Annotated in this window: 16 protein-coding genes and 2 pseudogenes; 9 read left to right on the top strand and 9 right to left on the bottom strand. The window is 72.3% G+C overall.

Features of this window, described 5'->3' with window-relative positions:
* Positions 1–96: 96 nt before the first annotated feature.
* Both KKZ08_RS05825 and KKZ08_RS05820 read right to left on the bottom strand, forming a co-directional pair.
* The gene (locus KKZ08_RS05825; protein WP_030794330.1) at positions 97–303 is read right to left on the bottom strand and encodes a DUF5999 family protein; all 207 of its coding nucleotides are present in this window, start codon (positions 301–303) and stop codon (positions 97–99) included.
* Between the two features lie 314 nt (positions 304–617).
* Entirely contained in the window at positions 618–1211 is a 594-nt protein-coding gene (locus tag KKZ08_RS05820) for a hypothetical protein (RefSeq protein ID WP_223773419.1), read from the bottom strand.
* Positions 1212–1694: 483 nt separating this feature from the next.
* Between KKZ08_RS05820 and KKZ08_RS05815 the strand changes: the two genes are divergently transcribed.
* Both KKZ08_RS05815 and KKZ08_RS05810 read left to right on the top strand, forming a co-directional pair.
* On the top strand, positions 1695–3233 hold the full coding sequence (locus KKZ08_RS05815; protein ID WP_223773418.1) for a glutamate--cysteine ligase: 1539 nt from the start codon (positions 1695–1697) through the stop codon (positions 3231–3233).
* 234 nt (positions 3234–3467) lie between these two features.
* Positions 3468–4271 carry a type II CAAX endopeptidase family protein gene (locus KKZ08_RS05810; protein ID WP_223773417.1) on the top strand — a complete coding sequence of 268 codons (804 nt, stop codon included), beginning with the start codon at positions 3468–3470 and terminating at the stop codon, positions 4269–4271.
* 89 nt (positions 4272–4360) lie between these two features.
* On the opposite strand, the gene KKZ08_RS05805 is transcribed toward KKZ08_RS05810, so the two are convergent.
* On the bottom strand, positions 4361–5182 hold the full coding sequence (locus KKZ08_RS05805; RefSeq protein WP_223773416.1) for a PhzF family phenazine biosynthesis protein: 822 nt from the start codon (positions 5180–5182) through the stop codon (positions 4361–4363).
* A 286-nt stretch (positions 5183–5468) separates the two neighbouring features.
* Between KKZ08_RS05805 and KKZ08_RS05800 the strand changes: the two are divergent.
* Positions 5469–6067: pseudogene (locus KKZ08_RS05800) on the top strand (PadR family transcriptional regulator).
* A gap of 84 nt (positions 6068–6151) precedes the next feature.
* On the opposite strand, the pseudogene KKZ08_RS05795 reads toward KKZ08_RS05800, so the two are convergent.
* Positions 6152–6301, bottom strand: a pseudogene (locus KKZ08_RS05795) (SRPBCC family protein); the annotation flags it as partial.
* 241 nt (positions 6302–6542) lie between these two features.
* Here KKZ08_RS05795 and KKZ08_RS05790 point away from each other — a divergent pair.
* Entirely contained in the window at positions 6543–7445 is a 903-nt protein-coding gene (locus tag KKZ08_RS05790; protein WP_223773415.1) for a putative protein N(5)-glutamine methyltransferase, read from the top strand.
* On the opposite strand, the gene KKZ08_RS05785 is transcribed toward KKZ08_RS05790, so the two are convergent.
* Positions 7442–7630, bottom strand: a complete 189-nt coding sequence (locus KKZ08_RS05785; protein ID WP_223773414.1) for a hypothetical protein — start codon at positions 7628–7630, stop codon at positions 7442–7444. The two genes, KKZ08_RS05790 and KKZ08_RS05785, sit on opposite strands and share 4 nt — an antisense overlap.
* A 196-nt stretch (positions 7631–7826) precedes the next feature.
* Between KKZ08_RS05785 and KKZ08_RS05780 the strand changes: the two genes are divergently transcribed.
* From KKZ08_RS05780 to KKZ08_RS05770, 3 genes are all read left to right on the top strand, one after another.
* A complete protein-coding gene (locus tag KKZ08_RS05780; protein ID WP_223773413.1) occupies positions 7827–8399 on the top strand; it encodes a Clp protease N-terminal domain-containing protein in 573 nt (190 codons plus the stop codon).
* 222 nt (positions 8400–8621) lie between these two features.
* Positions 8622–9575, top strand: a complete 954-nt coding sequence (locus KKZ08_RS05775) for an EamA family transporter (RefSeq protein ID WP_223778925.1) — start codon at positions 8622–8624, stop codon at positions 9573–9575.
* Positions 9576–9762: 187 nt separating this feature from the next.
* Positions 9763–10722 (top strand): DMT family transporter, encoded by a 960-nt coding sequence (locus tag KKZ08_RS05770; RefSeq protein WP_223778924.1) that lies wholly within the window; start codon positions 9763–9765, stop codon positions 10720–10722.
* A 64-nt stretch (positions 10723–10786) separates the two neighbouring features.
* Here KKZ08_RS05770 and KKZ08_RS05765 read toward each other — a convergent pair whose 3' ends face one another.
* Together KKZ08_RS05765 and KKZ08_RS05760 are read right to left on the bottom strand one after the other, a co-directional pair.
* The gene (locus tag KKZ08_RS05765; RefSeq protein WP_223773412.1) at positions 10787–11428 is read right to left on the bottom strand and encodes an FMN-binding negative transcriptional regulator; all 642 of its coding nucleotides are present in this window, start codon (positions 11426–11428) and stop codon (positions 10787–10789) included.
* Positions 11428–12138, bottom strand: a complete 711-nt coding sequence (locus KKZ08_RS05760; RefSeq protein ID WP_223773411.1) for a pyridoxamine 5'-phosphate oxidase family protein — start codon at positions 12136–12138, stop codon at positions 11428–11430. Before KKZ08_RS05760 ends, KKZ08_RS05765 begins: the two co-directional genes overlap by 1 nt.
* A gap of 95 nt (positions 12139–12233) precedes the next feature.
* Here KKZ08_RS05760 and KKZ08_RS05755 point away from each other — a divergent pair, with 95 nt between their 5' ends.
* Positions 12234–13565: an aminotransferase class I/II-fold pyridoxal phosphate-dependent enzyme gene (locus KKZ08_RS05755; RefSeq protein WP_223773410.1), complete on the top strand. Its 1332-nt coding sequence runs from the start codon at positions 12234–12236 to the stop codon at positions 13563–13565.
* Between the two features lie 128 nt (positions 13566–13693).
* Here KKZ08_RS05755 and KKZ08_RS05750 read toward each other — a convergent pair whose 3' ends face one another.
* A complete protein-coding gene (locus KKZ08_RS05750) occupies positions 13694–14698 on the bottom strand; it encodes a DMT family transporter (RefSeq protein ID WP_223773409.1) in 1005 nt (334 codons plus the stop codon).
* Positions 14699–14839: 141 nt separating this feature from the next.
* Between KKZ08_RS05750 and KKZ08_RS05745 the strand changes: the two genes are divergently transcribed.
* Positions 14840–15742 (top strand): LysR family transcriptional regulator, encoded by a 903-nt coding sequence (locus KKZ08_RS05745; protein WP_223773408.1) that lies wholly within the window; start codon positions 14840–14842, stop codon positions 15740–15742.
* A 57-nt stretch (positions 15743–15799) separates the two neighbouring features.
* Here the strand turns inward: KKZ08_RS05745 and KKZ08_RS05740 are convergent, their stop codons facing one another.
* On the bottom strand, positions 15800–16267 hold the full coding sequence (locus KKZ08_RS05740; RefSeq protein ID WP_223773407.1) for a pyridoxamine 5'-phosphate oxidase family protein: 468 nt from the start codon (positions 16265–16267) through the stop codon (positions 15800–15802).
* Positions 16268–16382 lie beyond the last annotated feature (115 nt).

The following is a 16382-nucleotide window of genomic DNA, read 5'->3' as shown; positions in this document are numbered from 1 at the left end:
GCCGGTTCGGAGAGTTCTCTCCGGGCCGGCCCCTCGTGTGTTCCGTGTTCTGTTCCGTGCTGCGGGGTTACGTCCGTGCGGCTGTGCCGGCGGCGATCAGGCGGCCGTCATGATCTGGTCGGTGCCCAGCGGTCGGTGCGGGGCGATGATCTGGCCGTCCGGCAGCAGCTCACCGGTGTCCTCGAAGAGCAGGACGCCGTTGCACAGCAGGCTCCAGCCCTGCTCCGGGTGGCTCGCCATGAGGAGCGCGGCCTCCCGGTCGGCGGAGTCGGCTGTCGGGCACGGTGGTTGGTGCTGGCACATGGAAGGGTTCTTTCGCTGCGGTGAGATGGTGGTGACGTCTGTGCTGCGGTTCGCTGCGGTACTCATAACCGCCCCCCGTTGTAGTCGGTCCGTTCCCAGTGTTGCCCCACGGGCGTCAATCCGCAGGGATTTTGCAGCAGCGGTTCTTACTGCTTAATGACGTATCACCCGCCCGGGCGGTTCAGCCCAACTCCACTGTCCCTTCGGGTGGTTCGGGGTGGCCTGACCGGACTAGTCCACCTGGGTGGGGGCGCAGCGCCGTGCCCCGCGGCCAAGGGCGGCGGGGCACGTGTGACAGCAGGGTTGCGGCGGGGTCAGGCGGGCGAGCCGAGCAGGGGCGCGGGCGTCGCCGGTGTCAGGCGGTGGGCGAGGACCGGGAGCAACTCGGCGACGCGGTGCGGCCGGTGGGCCGCGATGCCGGGCGGGGCCGGAGCCAGGGGGACCAGCAGATCGGTGGCCGCGAGCGGGGCATCGGTGCCGTCGTCGGTGCAGTCGCCGTGCAGCCAGAGCGTCAGCATGTAGAGCTCGGGTACGGAGAGCAGTCGGGGCTGGCAGGGCATCGGCATGGCCTCGGCGTGCCGCAGGGCCCGCTCGGTGGAGGCGATGTAAGGGCCCTCGAAGAAGTGGGAGAAGGCCCAGCCGTCCGGTGTGAGCATCGTGTCGGCCGCGGCGAGGGTGCGCTCGCCGCTGCGGATCATGAAGCGCCAGCCGGCGAGGCGGGTGGGCGAGGTGCCGTCGGGCGCGGTGCGGCCCAGCACATGGACGGGCAGCGGGAGTTCGGGGCTCACGGCACCCTGGGCGGCACGGAGGGCCGGGGTCCGGGCCTCGCGTACGGCTGTGGGGGAACCGAGTGCCGCGAGGACGCTGCGCAGGGCGGGCGCGGGGGCCGGGAGGACATGCAGCGGCATGGTGGGTCGCCTCTCTCATTCGACAGGCACAGTGGAGCGGGGGCAGGTGCGTGACGTCGCTGTCAGCTCTGGGTCAGAGGGGCGGGGGCCGGGGGACCGCGAGCGCCAACTCTCTGCCTAGATTGCGAAGTTTATATGAGACATGTTCGAGCGGTGTTTCGGCTAGACGTGCTCGATATTGCGGGCAAGGCGTTATCGGGTCATACTTCTGAGAGGTTTAACCCGATTTCGGATAGGCCTCGCTTCCGTGACCTCGTATTCAGCGAGGTGAGCGGTCGGCCGATTCCCGTCGGTTCTTTTGACCAGGTTCTCCGGAACGGAATCCTCGCCTGCCGCATGCCCGGTGAATGTGCCGCGCGTCGGCTGCCACGAGCCTACTGCCCGGCGCGTCGCCGTGGGGCGTTATCGATCACATTGACGGGGCATCATCCCCCGTACACAGTGGCCGGACCCTTGGCTGCCTGTCCGAGGAGGGACGCTTCGATGGGTGAGAAGGTCGTGGCGGGCGCGTTCGACCTGTCCGATCGACACCAGTACCGAAGGAAGCTCCGCGCGTGCCTGACGGGGCTGGAGCGGCTGTTGGAGGAGGAGCGGTTCGATCGGCCCAGGAATCTGATGGGCATGGAGATCGAGCTGAATCTCGCAGGGCCCGACGGACTGCCGAGAATGTTGAATGCGCAGGTTCTCGAGCGCATCGCGAGCGGGGATTTCCAGACGGAACTCGGAATGTTCAACCTGGAAGTGAACATTGCCCCGCACCGGCTCGGCGGACGCGTTCTCGACCGGCTCGCCGAAGAAGTGCGCACCGGTCTCAACTACGCGCACAGAAAAGCCAACGAGGTGGACGCGGGGATCGTCATGATCGGCATTCTGCCGACCCTGAACAGGGAGGACATGGTCTCCGCCAACCTCTCCGACGTCGACCGCTACGCCCTCCTCAACGAGCAGATCGTGGCGGCGCGCGGCGAGCGCTTCGCCCTCGACATCGAGGGCGTGGAGCGGCTGACCTGCACGTCCGCCTCGATCGTGCCCGAAGCGGCGTGCACCTCCGTGCAGTTGCACCTCCAGGTCACCCCGGGCCGGTTCGCCGATGTGTGGAACGCGGCGCAGGCCGTCGCCGCGGCGCAGGTCGCCGTGGGGGCCAACGCGCCGTTCCTCTTCGGGCGCGAGTTGTGGCGCGAGTCGCGGCCCCCGCTCTTCCTCCAGTCCACCGACACGCGACCGCCCGAGCTCCAGGCCCAGGGCGTGCGGCCGAGGACCTGGTTCGGGGAGCGGTGGATCACGGGGCCGCTGGAGCTCTTCGAGGAGAACCTGCGCTACTTTCCGGCGCTGCTGCCCCTCATGGAGGCCGAGGATCCGCTGGGCGTCATCGACGCGGGCGGTGTGCCGCAGCTCGGCGAACTCGTCCTGCACAACGGCACCGTCTACCGCTGGAACCGCCCGGTGTACGGCATCGCCGACGGCGTCCCGCATCTGCGGGTCGAGAACCGCGTGCTGCCCGCGGGCCCCACCGTCACCGACGTCATCGCCAATGTCGCCTTCTACTACGGGCTCGTGCGGGCCCTCGCGGAGGAGGCGAGGCCGGTATGGACCCGGCTGCCCTTCGAGACCGCCGCCGACAACTTCGAGGTCGCGTGCCGGCACGGCATCGACGCCCGGCTGCGGTGGCCGCGGCGCGGCAGGCTCGGTGGCAGGGGCGGCACCGGCGGCACGGTCGAGGTGGCGGCCGTCGATCTCGTACGCGATGAACTGCTGCCGCTCGCGGCCGCCGGGCTCGACGCGTGGGGCGTGGAGCCCGCGGACCGGGACTTCTACCTCGGGGTGATCGAGGAACGGTGCAGTCGGCGGGTCAACGGCGCGTCGTGGCAGGTGGCGACGTACCACCGCGCCCTGGAGAGCGGTCTGTCCCGGGAAGCGGCCCTGGCCGCGACCACCAAGCGGTACTGCCGGCTGATGCACGAGGGCGAGCCGGTGCACACCTGGCCGGTGGGGCATCTGGAACCGGCGGTGCCGATCCGCTGAGGGCCGGGCGGGGCGTCAGCCCTGGCTGCTCGCTGCGGGCCGCCACCGCCACTGCCACCGCCACCGCCGCGCTGCGAGGACGAGGGCCGGGCGCGTTGGGTCCGTGTGCATCGGGCAAGCTGTGACGTCCCAAGGGTCCCCATCGGCCTGTCGCGCACGGTCTTCGCAACTTCTTTCGAGACTGCGGCGGGGCGAGGGTGGGGATGAGGCGGGATCACTCAAGTGGAGGCGTCAGTGCAAGCGGAGCCGGGGCCGATGGCCGGTTCTTTTCCGACGGGCGGGCCATCGCGGCGGATTCTGCGGGACGAGACGTTGCTCGTCCTCGCCCTCTCGCTCGGGGCGAGCGGGGTGTCCGCGCTGATCAGCTTCGTCGGATCGGTCACGAGACCGGGCGGTCTGAAGGACCAGGCGGCGACGTTGAACGCGTCTCAGGCGCCGGGGCGGCCATGGCTTGATCTGGCATGGCAACTGTTCGGCATCGCGAGCGCGTTGGTGCCGGTCGCACTGGTCGCGCATCTGCTGCTGAGGGAGGGGGCGGGCCTGCGGACGCTCGGCTTCGACCGGACGCGGCCGTGGCCCGACCTGGGCAGGGGCACGGCGATCGCCGCGGTGATCGGCAGTCTCGGCATCGCCTTCTACCTCGCGGCCCGCGGGTTCGGCTTCAACCTCACGGTGGTGCCGGAGGCGCTGCCCGACGTGTGGTGGAAGTATCCGGTCCTCGTGCTGTCCGCCGTACAGAACGCGGTCCTGGAGGAAGTGATCGTCGTCGGCTATCTGCTGCGCAGATGCGGGCAGTTGGGCTGGACGCCGATGGCCGCGCTGGTCGGCAGTTCTGTGCTGCGCGGCTCCTACCACCTGTACCAGGGCATCGGCGGGTTCCTCGGGAACGTGGCGATGGGAGTGGTGTTCGTCCTGCTCTACCGCAGGTGGGGACGGGTGGGGCCGCTGGTCGTGGCCCACTCCCTGCTGGACATCGGGGCGTTCGTGGGGTACGCGCTGCTCGCGGGGAAGGTGGGGTGGCTGCCTACGCCGTCTTGAGGCGGGGTGGTTCCGGGGCGGCTGTGTGGGAACGTACGCGGGCGATTGCTCGTACGTCCCCACCGTGCTGTACGAGGGCGGGGGCGCCGTCAGGCGAGGAGCTCGCCCTCGATGACCGTGACCGCGCGGCCCGTCAGGAGGGTGCGGTCGCCGCGCAGTTCCGTGCGGACCAGGCCGGTGCGGGCGGAGGCCTGGAGGCCGGTCAGTTCCGTGCGGCCCAGGCGCTCGGACCAGAAGGGGGCGAGGGCCGTGTGCGCACTGCCTGTCACGGGGTCCTCGTCGATGCCGACGCGGGGGAAGAAGCCGCGGGAGACGAAGTCGTAGCCGCGTGCGGGGTCTTCTGCCCCGGCCGTGGCGATGATGCCGCGCTGGGAGTGGCGGACGAGGGCCTTGTGGTCCGGGGTGAGTGCCCGCACCGTCTTCTCGTCGGCGAGCTCGATCAGCAGGTCGCCGATGTGGCGGCCCGTGTCGTACGCGGCGACCGGCTCGGCGCCCAGGGCTTCGGCGATGCCCGGGGGGACCTCGGTGGCGGTGAGCGGGGCGGTCGGGAAGTCGAGGGTGAGGGTGCCGTCCTCGTGCGCGGTCGCGGTGAGGACGCCGCCGCGCGTGGCGAAGCGGACGGGGCCGGTGGCGGCGCCGGTGGTGTGCAGTACGTGGGCGGTGGCCAAAGTGGCGTGGCCGCACAGATCGACCTCGGTGGCCGGCGTGAACCAGCGCAGCGCCCAGTCCGCTTCGCCGCCCTCGGGAAGGCGGTGGGCGAACGCGGTCTCGGCGTGGTTGACCTCCCTGGCCACGTGCTGGAGCCAGGTGTCGTCGGGGAAGGCGTCGAGGAGCAGGACGCCCGCCGGGTTGCCGGCGAAGGGGCGGTCGGTGAAGGCGTCGACGATGCGGATGCGGTGTGAAGTCGGCATGGCGCTGACGGTAGCGGGGCATTGGGCGGGGTCGGTAAGGCCAATTGCGGGTGAGTGGACTGGGGCGGTGGCCTTGGTCGTGCCCTGCATTCACGCCCCCCGTCGGCCGTGCCCCCGGGGTCCCGTCACCGAGGCCGACCGCAGACGCAGGCTGCGGTGGCGTCCTGTGCGCCCGGCGTGGGCGGTCGAGCGTGAGGGGGTTGTCAGCCGATCGCTTCCGATATATCGTCGAAGCATCGCGAGCGATACGTGATTGATCGCCGATGTGACACGAGGAGTGATCTGTATGCGTTCCCACGGTTTTGGCCCGGGTTTCGGGCATGGGCACGAGCAAGGGCGGCGCGGGGCGTTCGGGCCGTTCGGCCCCGGCTTCGGGGGGCCCGGCGGGCCCGGTGGCCCCAGTGGTCCCTGGGGTGGTCGCGGCGGGCGGGGCGGCCCGCGGGCCAGGCGCGCCGCGGCGACGTGCGCGCCTCAATCCTGGCGCTGCTGAAGGACCGCCCCATGCATGGCTACGAGATGATCCAGGAGATCGCCGGGCGCAGCGGCGGGGCGTGGAAGCCCAGCCCCGGTTCGGTCTACCCGACCCTCCAGCTCCTGGAGGACGAGGGGCTGATCAGCAGCGCGAGCGAGGGCGGCAAGAAGCTCTTCTCGCTCACCGACGCCGGTCGCGAGGCCGCCGAGGAGGGGCCCGAGGCTCCCTGGGAAGAGGCCGGGCGCGGGGTCGACTGGGACACGCTGAACGAGATCCGGCAGGCCGGCTTCGGTCTGATGGAGGCGTTCGGCCAGGTCTGGAAGACCGGCAGCAAGGAGCAGCGCGAGAAGGCGGTCTCCGTCATCAACGACGCCCGCAAGAAGCTGTACCTGATCCTCGCCGATGAGGACTGAGGTGACAGGGGCCGCCGGCCCCTCTCACGGATGAGGCGCTCCGCACCGTGTGTGTGGGGCGCCTCATCCGTGTGTGCGGGGGCTTCAGAGCATCAGGGCGGCCAATTTCCGCAGCGACTCGTTCAGCGCCGCCGTCGCCGAGTCCTTCAGCTTGCCCGCCATCAGGGAGACGGCGGCGCCGGTCCTTGTGACTTCGGCGGGGAAGCCCATCAGTTTCATGTTCTCCGTGAAGGTGCCGCGGCCACCCCTTCTCGTCGGGCTTGTCGGGCTCGTCGGGTGCGCTGCGACAGCCGCAGCAACGGTGTGAGGTGAGGTACTGTTCCCCTGTCCTGCGACGGCCGCAGGCGGCGCGCTTTGGAGGTGAGACCCATTACCGCAGTAGCAGGTCGGGTGCTTCCTCCTCGCGACCACGCGGTTCACCCGGCATAGGTGACCCGAGGGAGCCCCCATCGGGATCCCGGAAGGTTTTCTTCGCATGTCGGTGTCGTCTTTCCCCGCTTCTCAGCCGTCCCTCTCGCAGTCACCCTCGCTTTCACTGTCACCCCCGTCCCCCGCGTCCTCGCCCTCGCACGCGCTCTCTTCCGGGCGACGCGCCGCCGTCGTCACGGCGTTGCGCGCCGCCGGGTGCGTCTTCGCCGAGGACGAGGCGGAGCTGATCCTCTCCACCGCCCGTACGCCCGCCGAGGTCTCCGCCATGGTGGAGCGCCGCGCGGGCGGACTGCCGCTCGAACACGTCGTCGGCTGGGCCGAGTTCCGCGGTCTGCGGATCGCCGTCGACCCGGGGGTCTTCGTGCCGCGCCGCCGCACCGAGTTCCTCGTCGCCCGGGCCGCCGCGCTCGCCGGGCGCGAAGCCGTCGTCGTCGACCTGTGCTGCGGATCGGGCGCCCTCGGGGCCGCGCTCGCCGCCGGCCTCGACCGGGTCGAGCTGCACGCCGCCGACATCGACCCGGCGGCGGTCCGCTGCGCCCGGCGCAACGTCCGGGCCGCCGGGGGAGAGGTGTACGAGGGCGACCTCTACGACCCGCTGCCCGGCGCCCTCCGCGGGCGGGTCGACGTCCTGCTCGCCAACGTCCCCTACGTACCCACCCGCGAAGTCGGCCTGCTGCCCGCCGAGGCCCGCGTCCACGAGGCGCGGGTGGCGCTCGACGGCGGCAGCGACGGGCTCGACGTGCTGCGCCGGGTGACCGCGGGGGCGCCGCGTTGGCTGGCGCCCGGCGGTCATCTGCTGTTCGAGACGAGCGAGGGGCAGGTGCCCGCCGCCGTCGCCGCCGTCGAACAGGCGGGCCTGACGGCGCGGGTGGTCGAGGACGAGGAGCTGTACGCCACGGTCGTCATCGGCACGCGGTCCGCGAGGGCGCCGGGTGATACGCCGGACTAGCCGACCCGGCGGATCACCGCCGCGTCGAAGAGGTCCGACGCCCTCGGGAACGGACTCTCGTCGTGGCAGTGCCAGGCGTCCCAGAACAGGTCGGCGGGCAGCGCGTCGTCAGGTGCGTACACCCGGTACACGTACTGCCTGCCGTCGACCGCCGGCAGGGCGACCATCCAGCACCTGCTGTCCATGCTTATGAGACGTGTGACACCGCGCCGGGGTTGCCCTGCGGATGCCGGGCGGGCGGCGCGCGCCCCTCGGGGGCGGGGTGGTCGGATCTCATCCGTAAGGAGGACAACCAGAGCCCGGGTGCCCAACTTCCGTCGGACGCGAAGATGCTCCCCACCGCCGATGCATATGCCAGCGGTGGTTGATGTGGTGGGAGATGTGCAAAGCCGTACCCCGCCGGGAGCCGACCCCGGCCCGACCCGAGCAGAACTCGACTCGCGACTCAGCGCCGAGCTGGCCTCGGTGGTGGCCGGCGCGCGCCGCCGCGCCGTGCGTGACGGGGACCGGCAGATAGACACCGCGCACCTGCTGCACTCCCTGCTGGAGACCGACCCCGAAGTGCGCGCCGTGTTCGAGAACGGCGCGCAGGTCGTGCGCCTCCTCGGCTATCTCGTGCAGCGCAGCATCGGGTACGGCCTTCAGTGGCAGGGCACCGTCGAGGACTCGGGCGCCGTGCCCGTGGTGGGGTCCGTGCAGGAGGCGGGCTGGTCGCCCGCCGCGCTCTCCGCGATGGACGTGGCGCTGGAGCGCGCCGAGTCGCGCGAGGACCCGCGCGCCCTCGGCATGGACCTGCTCGCCGGGCTCACCGCCGACCCGGAGTGCCGGGCGGTCGAGGTCCTGGGGCGCGCCGGAGTCGACGTCGAGACGCTGCTTCAGCGCGTCGAGGCGGGGTGCCGTCAGTACGCCTCAGGGGGCCACGGGTTCGCGGGCGGTCACAGCTCAGGGCGCTGATCCGCACCCGCCGGACCTGCGACGCGTCCCTCTGGTGGGCCCCGGCGTCCGCTGAGTGAGACAGGGGTCAGGCGGGATGACGCTCATGACACCTCCTGCCATGATGTGCCGGTGCAAGCGTCCCAGGGGAGTCAGACGAGTCAGGTGAGTCACGGCAGTCGGGCGAGCCGCGGGGTTCAGGAGAGCCGCGGAGGCCGGAGCGACCCGGGCCGTGGCCGTGGTCTGGGGCTCGGGCTCGCCCTCGTATCGGCGGTCGCCTTCGGCGGCTCCGGTGTCGCGGCGAAACCGCTGATCGAAGCCGGCCTGGACCCCCTGCACGTGGTGTGGCTGAGGGTGGCGGGCGCCGCCTTGGTGATGCTGCCCGTGGCCTGGCGCCACCGTGACCTGCCGCGGCGCAGGCCCGCGCTGCTCGCCGGATTCGGTCTGCTCGCCGTGGCGGGCGTCCAGGCCTGCTACTTCGCCGCGCTCTCCCGGATCCCCGTCGGGGTCGCGCTCCTGATCGAGTACCTCGCTCCCGCGCTGGTCCTCGGCTGGGTCCGCTTCGTGCAGCGGCGGCCGGTGACGCGTGCGGCCGCCCTCGGCGTGGTGCTCGCCGTCGGCGGCCTCGCGTGCGTGGTCGAGGTGTGGTCGGGGCTGAGCTTCGACGCCGTCGGACTCCTGCTCGCCCTCGGTGCCGCCTGCTGCCAGGTCGGCTACTTCGTCCTGTCCGACCAGGGCAGCGACGCCGGCGCCGACGCCCCTGACCCCCTCGGCGTCATCGCGTACGGCCTGCTCGTCGGGACCGCCGTGCTGACCGTCGTCGCCCGCCCGTGGGGCATGGACTGGCCGGTGCTCGCGGGCGGCGCGGACCTGGACGGCTCGACCGTGCCCGCCTGGGCCCTGCTCGCCTGGATCGTGCTCATGGCGACCGTCGTCGCCTACGTCACCGGGGTGCTGTCCGTACGCAGGCTCTCGCCGCAGGTCGCCGGCGTCGTGGCCTGCCTGGAGGCCGTCATCGCGACCGCGCTGGCCTGGGTGATCCTGGGCGAGCACCTCTCGGCTCCGCAGATCGTCGGCGGCGCGGTCGTCCTCGCGGGCGCGTTCATCGCCCAGTCCTCGGCGCCCGTCGAGCCCTCCGTGAAGGGCGGCGTCCCGGATGCCGAAACGGAGTTGTCGCGCAGCGGCAGCGCGACCTAGTGTGCTGATCATGTACGCACGAGCACTCGTTCTTCCGCCCCCCGCCGCCTAGCGCGGGGCATTCACGGATCACGCCCGGGCCAGTGGCCGGGCGGAACGGTGCTGCCCGCAGACGGAGCCAGACATTCCTTCTCTGCTGCGGAGAACTCACGTGTCCAACACGTCCAATATCTGTCACACGTCCACCGTGTCGAACGCCGTCCTCGGCCTGTCCGTCGGGCGGGGCCTCTTCTATCTGATCGTCGCCGGAACCGCCTGGGGCACGGCCGGTGCGGCCGCCGCGCTCGTCTTCCAGGACAGCGACATGGGGCCGGTCAGCCTCTCCTTCTGGCGGTGCGCGGGCGGCTTCGTGCTGCTGCTCGCCGCGCGCCTGGTGCGGCCGCGCCGCGCGAACACGTACGAGCCGACCACCGAGCCGCTGAGCCGCAGGATCCGCCGGATCGTCGTGACCGGCGTCGCCCTCACGGTCTTCCAGACGGCCTACTTCGCGGCCGTCCAGACCACCGGCCTGGCCGTGGGCACGGTCCTCACCATGGGGTCGGGGCCCGTCCTCATCGCCCTCGGCGCACGGCTCGCCCTCGGGGAGCGGCTCGGGCGCGGCGGGGCCGTCGCCGTCGTGGGCGCCCTGGCCGGGCTCGTGGTGCTCGTCCTCGGCGGCGGGGGCGCGACCGTCCGGCCGGTGGGCGTGGCCTGGGGGCTCGTCTCCGCGGCCGCGTACGCGGCGATGACGCTCGTCACGCGGCGGTGGGGCCGGGACGGCGGCGCCGACTCGTCCGACACCACGGTCTGGTCGTTCGCCGTCGTCGCGCTCTGCCTGCTGCCGCTCGCCGGGGCCGAGGGCCTGGTGCCGCACACCGCCGAACCCGCGCGCGTGGGCGTCTATCTGCTGTACATCGCGGCTGTGCCGACAGCGGTCGCGTACACGCTGTACTTCGCCGGGGCGGCCGTCGTGCGGTCCGCGACCGTCTCCGTCATCACGCTCCTGGAGCCGGTCAGCGCCGCCGTCATCGCGGTCGCCCTGCTCGGTGAGGCGCTGACGGTGGCGACGGTCGCGGGCACGGTGCTGATGCTGGCCGCGGTGACGGGACTCGCGGTCGCCGAGACGCGGAGCGTGGTGGCGGCGCGCAGGGAAGCGGCGCCGGTGTAGCCGTCGCGGGTCCGCCTGCCGCTCACGGGGGTTCGGGGCGGCAGGCGGCCCGCCCCGGCCCCGGCTAGGCCTCGCGGCGGCGCAGATGGTGCGCCAGGGCGGCCGCGTCGCCGGGCCCGCCCCGCTCGGCCAGCCCCGCGGCGATGCGCTCCCGCACCTCCGCCGGCTTGTGGGTCGCGTACTTGAACTTCGCCCGTACGTCGGTCACTTCGAGGCAGAGCGCGCGGATGCCCGAGAGCATGCGGCCGTACGGCGCCTCCCCGGCCGCCGCCCGTGCGGAGCCGCCCTCCGGCTGGAAGCGCCCGACCTGGCGGTTCAGGATGTCGGCCTTCTCCGCGGGGTCGTCGACCACGCGTGCGGTGCAGCGCAGCTGGACGGCGGCGTAGAAGCTGGTGGGCACGCCGTGCTCGGCGGGGTCCTGCGGGGCGGCCTGCCAGGGGCCGGGCACGAACACGTAGTCGTCGACCACGCTCAGGAGCACTTCGGGGTCGCTCTCCACGGCCTGCCACAGCGGATTGGGGCGGGCCAGATGGGTCAGCACCCTGCCGTGCTCGCCGTGGTCGGCCTCGTACGCGAAGTGCATCGGCTGGACATGCGGCGGTTCTCCCGGCAGGCCGTTCACGGCGAGCTGGCCGAAGTCGTGGGCGGCGAGCCACTGTTGCCACTCGGTGTCGGTGCGGGGGGCGTCCCAAGGGTGGATCAGCACTACAGCTCCACCAGGTAGTCGGGGACTTCGATGCCGGGCGCGAGGTCGGCGGAGGGGATCAGGGCGTCGTGGCCCTTGCGCAGCGGGACGACGCCCGACCAGTAGGGGAGGTCCAGGTCCTCGGGCTCGTCGTTCGGGCCGCCGGTGCGGGCCTTCGCGGACACCTCGTTCAGATCGAGGCGGAGCACGGCGGTCGCCGCGAGCTCCTTGGCGTTGGCGGGGCGCGAATCGGAGGAGCGGCCCGGCACGACGTGGTCGACGAGCGCGTCCAGGGCGGCCCGCTTTTCCTCCGGGTCCGTGACCTGGTGGGCGATGCCGTGGACCACCACGGAGCGGTAGTTGATCGAGTGGTGGAAGGCGGAGCGGGCCAGGACGAGGCCGTCGACGTGGGTGACGGTCAGGCAGACCTCGAGGCCCGGGTCCTCCTGCCCCTCCCCGGAGGCGCCGGCCATGCGCAGGGGGCGGGACCCCGTCGAGCCGTGCACGTACAGGCGCTCGCCCACGCGGCCGTAGAGGGTCGGCAGCACGACGGGGGAGCCGTCGCGTACGAAACCGAGATGGCAGACGTAGGCCTCGTCGAGTATCGCGTGCACCGTCTCGCGGTCGTACGAAGCCCGCTCCCGGGAGCGGGTGGGGACGGTGCGGTCGGTGGGTACGTAGGCGGCGCTCTCCGGTGAAGCGGTGTCCGTGGTGGTCGGCGTCGTCTGCATGGCCTCTCCCTGCTGGTCCGTGTGCCGCGCCCCCGCCCGCGCGGGTCGGCGGTGTGGCGTTGCTGTTTTGTTTGTACTAGTGCATACTGCGTTTTGTGCTAGGAGAGTATCGGATCACAGGTCGGCGCGCAGCTGATATCGCTGCCAGCGTGGAGCGTGCTGTCGGTGACGGCGGTCTGGAGCCGGGGCAACTGCTGCCGCCGATGCGGGAGTTGGCGGCGCGGCTCGGGGTGAATCCCAATACCGTGGCAGCCGCCTATCGCACGCTGCGCGAGCGCGGGGTCATCGAGACGGCCGGGCGGCGCGGCAGCCGCGTCCGGCCGAAGCCCGCCACGACCGCCCGCGAATTGATCCGGGTGGACGCGCCCCCGGGCGTGCGGAACGTCTCCAAAGGCAACCCCGACACGCAGCTGCTGCCCCCGCTCGCCGAGGCGTTCGCGGCGGCCGCGGCAGAGAGCGACGCGAAACCGGTCCTCTACGGAGAAGGCGCCGTCGACCCCGGACTCGAACGGTACGTGCGCCTGGCCTTCGAGGCCGAGGGCGTCCCGGCCGGGCCCGTCGCCGTCACCTCAGGAGCGCTCGACGCCATCGAGCGGGTGCTCGCCGCCCATCTCAAGCCCGGCGACGCGGTGGCCGTCGAGGACCCGGGGTGGGGCAGCCTGTTCGACCTCGTGTCGGCCAGCGGGCTGCGGGCGGTGCCGGTTCCGGTGGACGACGAGGGGCCGCTGCCCGCCGCCGTGGAGCGGGCCCTCACCGAAGGCGCCCGTGCGGTCGTCGTGACCGACCGGGCGCAGAATCCCACCGGCGCCGCTGTCAGCGCTCCACGCGCGCGTGCCCTGCGGAAGGTGCTCGCCGCGCACAAGGAGACGCTGCTCATCGAGGACGACCACGGCCACGGCATCGTCGACCTGCCGCTGCACCCGCTCGCCGGGGCGACGTACAGCTGGGCCCTGGTGCGCTCGACCGCCAAGGCGTACGGTCCCGACCTGCGGCTCGCCGTGCTGACCGGGGATCCCGTCACCGTCGACCGGGTGCAGGGGCGGCAGCGGCTCGGCCCCGGCTGGGTGAGCCTGCTGCTCCAGCGTGCCGTGGTGCGGCTCTGGGAGGGCGGCGCGGTCGACCCCGCGGTGGTGGCGGCGTCGTACGCGCGCCGGCGGGACGCGCTGATCGCGGCGCTCGCCGAGCGGGGCGTACCGGCGCGGGGGCGTAGTGGCATGAACGTATGGGTGCCGGTGCCGGACGAGACCGGGGCGGTGGCCCGGCTGTTGCACGCCGGGTGGGCCGTCGCTCCGGGGGCGCGGTTCCGGCTGAGCGCGCCGCCCGGGGTCCGCGTCACCGTTGCGGCGCTTACCGGGGAGGACATCGTCCCGCTGGCGGATGCGGTGGCCTCGGCGGTGGGGTCCGTGCCGGCGCGGCGTTATGGGTGACGGGGGTTGCGGGTGACGGGGTGACGGGGGCGGCGTTGGGGCGCGGTTGTGTCTGCCGGGGTTTGTGCTTTGGCGTGTGCGGGTTGTGTGTGGTTGCTCGCGCAGTTCCCCGCGCCCCTGGTGGTCGTTCAGTGGTGGGACGCGTGGTTCGGGGGGCGGCTGGGGTGCGCGTCCAGCTGGGGTGGCGTCGCGCGTGGTCGGGACTGGGTGAGTGCCGCGCCCGCCAGGACGATCACCGCGCCGACCGGCGTCGACCAGCTCAGGGACTCGCCGAGCACGGCCACGCCCGCGGCGGTCGCGATGACCGGGACGAAGTACGTGACCATCTGGGCGGTGGTCGGGCCGACCTCGGAGACCAGGGCGTACTGCAACAGGAAGGCGAGCCCCGTGCCGAGGGCGCCCAGCGCCACGATCGCCAGCAGCGGCACGACCGGGAAACTCGTCGGCATCGAGGTGAACAGCGGGGTGACCACGGCCAGTTCGACCGTCGCCAGCAGCAACTGCGCGCCCGTCAGGGAGAGGTTCGAGTGGCCCGCACCGGCCAGGGTGCGGCGGACGTAGATCCAGCCGATCGGGTAGCTGAGCGAGGCGAGCAGCGCCAGTACCGTGCCGGTGACGTCGAGACCGCTGAAGCCCTGCCAGGCGCCCAGCACCGTGAGCACCCCGAAGAAGCCGATGCCCAGGCCCGCGACGCGGCGCCGGGTCGGGCGGTCCTCGGAGAGCGCGACGAGCGACAGGGCCATGCCCCACAGTGGCGACGTCGCGTTGCAGATCCCGGCGAGCGTCGAGGGGATCGTCAGCTCCGCGTACGCGAAGAGGGAGAACGGCAGGGCGTTGAGGAACAGCGCAGCCACCGCCAGGTGCAGCCAGGTCCGTGCCCCGCGCGGCAGCCGCTCCCGCTTCACGACGAGTACGGCCGCGACCACGGCCGTGCCGAACACCAACCGCCCCAGAGTCACTTGGAAGGGTGCGTACGCCTCCGTGCCCACCTTGATCAGCAGGAAGCTGAAACCCCAGATCAGCGAGAGGATGCCGAAGCGGAGACGCCAGTCGAGAGCGGGGCGGCCGGGCGGTCGCGCCGAGGGTGCGGCGGTGGCGGCGGCCGTGCGGGAGCGTGGGGGCGGGGTACTCATGGGTTCCACGATGGGCCCCGATGATCTCGTAGCACAAGCGATATTTGTTGCGCGGTATCGCGTAGCATCGCTTATGTGTCGAGGGTGGGTTTCCCTTCCGTCCCGCCCCGACCCCAGCCCCTCATCCCCGGAGTCCTGCCCATGCTGAACCTGGAGCGCCTGCGCACACTCGACGCCCTCGCCCGGCACGGCTCGGTCAGCGGAGCCGCCGCGGGCCTGCACGTCACGACCTCCGCCGTGTCGCAGCAGATGACGAAGCTGGAGCGGGAGGTCGGCCAGCAGCTCCTGGCCAAGAACGGCCGGGGCGTACGCCTGACCGACGCGGGGCGGCTGCTCGCCGAGCACGCCGCGCGGATCCTGTCGCAGGTGGCGCTCGCCCAGGCCGACCTGGAGGAGCAGCGCGGCAAGGCGGTCGGCGAGCTGCGGATCTCGGCGTTCCCCACGGCCATGCGCGGCCTGCTGCCCGCCACGCTCGCCGCACTGCGCGCCGAGCATCCGGGGCTGCGGGTCGGCTGTCACGAGTTGGAGCCGTCGCCCGGGGTGTCGGCCGTGGTCCGCGGCGACATCGACATGGCGGTCGTCCTCGACTGGTACAACAAACCGCTGCCGATCCCGGACGGCCTGATCAAGGCGCCGCTCCTGGACGATCCCGCCGACATCGCGATGCCCGCCGCGCATCCCCTCGCGGACCGCTCCGAAGTGGATCTGGAGGAGTTCGCGGACGACGAGTGGATCACCTGGGCGGAGGGCGAGTTCTGCCACGAGTGGCTGATGTTCACGCTGCGCGGCAAGGGCATCGAACCGCGCATCGCGCACCGCGCCGAGGAGCACCACACCCAGCTCGCCCTGGTCGCGGCCGGCCTCGGCGTCTGCGTGGCCCCGCAGTTGGGGCGCGACCCGATGCCGGCCGGGGTGCGCACGGTCCCGGTGCGGCACCGGGTGCGGCGCCACGTATACGTGGTGTGGCGGGCGGACGCGGACCGCCGCCCGTCGGTCAGGGCCGCGGCGGAGGCGCTGCGGGCGGCCGGAGCGGGCCTCCGCTAGGCCTCCCGGCGCGAGCCCCCCGGCGCCCCCCAAAGCAAGCCCCACCTGACGCTCCGCCTAAAGCCCCGCCAGCTTGCGGAAGTCCCAGGAGGCGATCGCGTCCGGCGTGAGCCGGATCCACGCGTGGTGGCCGTCGTGCGGCATCTCGTCCAGGCCGAACAGCTTGCGGGCGAACAGCCGCTCAGGGACGTCGAGTTCGGGGCACGGCTCACCCGTGCGCGGGGACTCCCCGACGAATTCCGCGGTGCCGGACAGCTCGACGCCGCGCAGCTCGCCGTACTCCTCGCCCGCGTCGATCACCACGGCGATCCGCTGATCCCGGCGCAGATCGGCCCAGCGCTTGCTGCGGGTGATCGAATAGAGCCACAACGACCTGCCGTCCCAGGCGAACCAGAGCGTGCTGGCGTGCGGGGCGCCGTCGGCGGAGACCGTCGCCACCCGGCAGGTGCGCTCCGTGGAGAGGAACGCGTCGAGTTCGTCCGGCGTCATCATGATCCTGCGGCCCCGGCGCTGTGTGGCGGTCATGTGTCCTCCCGAGTGATGTGGCGTGGCGCGTACCCATAATCCGTATCTGACTGTGCGTCAGGAGAGCATGCGGGCTCTTCCTTCGTGACGCAATGGCCGTTAGCCTCGCGCGGAT

The sequence above is a fragment of the Streptomyces sp. 135 genome, assembly GCF_020026305.1.
GTDB lineage: Bacteria > Actinomycetota > Actinomycetes > Streptomycetales > Streptomycetaceae > Streptomyces.
This window is presented reverse-complemented; position numbering and strand designations above follow the sequence as displayed.

What these genes read in the sequence shown, in the direction of transcription:
- KKZ08_RS05825 (WP_030794330.1), bottom strand. Translation starts at nt 303, where the DNA reads ATGTGCCAGCACCAACCACCGTGCCCGACAGCCGACTCCGCCGACCGG.
- KKZ08_RS05820 (WP_223773419.1), bottom strand. Translation starts at nt 1,211, where the DNA reads ATGCCGCTGCATGTCCTCCCGGCCCCCGCGCCCGCCCTGCGCAGCGTC.
- KKZ08_RS05815 (WP_223773418.1), top strand. Translation starts at nt 1,695, where the DNA reads ATGGGTGAGAAGGTCGTGGCGGGCGCGTTCGACCTGTCCGATCGACAC.
- KKZ08_RS05805 (WP_223773416.1), bottom strand. Translation starts at nt 5,182, where the DNA reads ATGCCGACTTCACACCGCATCCGCATCGTCGACGCCTTCACCGACCGC.
- KKZ08_RS05790 (WP_223773415.1), top strand. Translation starts at nt 6,543, where the DNA reads ATGTCGGTGTCGTCTTTCCCCGCTTCTCAGCCGTCCCTCTCGCAGTCA.
- KKZ08_RS05785 (WP_223773414.1), bottom strand. Translation starts at nt 7,630, where the DNA reads ATGGACAGCAGGTGCTGGATGGTCGCCCTGCCGGCGGTCGACGGCAGG.
- KKZ08_RS05760 (WP_223773411.1), bottom strand. Translation starts at nt 12,138, where the DNA reads ATGCAGACGACGCCGACCACCACGGACACCGCTTCACCGGAGAGCGCC.
- KKZ08_RS05750 (WP_223773409.1), bottom strand. Translation starts at nt 14,698, where the DNA reads ATGAGTACCCCGCCCCCACGCTCCCGCACGGCCGCCGCCACCGCCGCA.
- KKZ08_RS05745 (WP_223773408.1), top strand. Translation starts at nt 14,840, where the DNA reads ATGCTGAACCTGGAGCGCCTGCGCACACTCGACGCCCTCGCCCGGCAC.
- KKZ08_RS05740 (WP_223773407.1), bottom strand. Translation starts at nt 16,267, where the DNA reads ATGACCGCCACACAGCGCCGGGGCCGCAGGATCATGATGACGCCGGAC.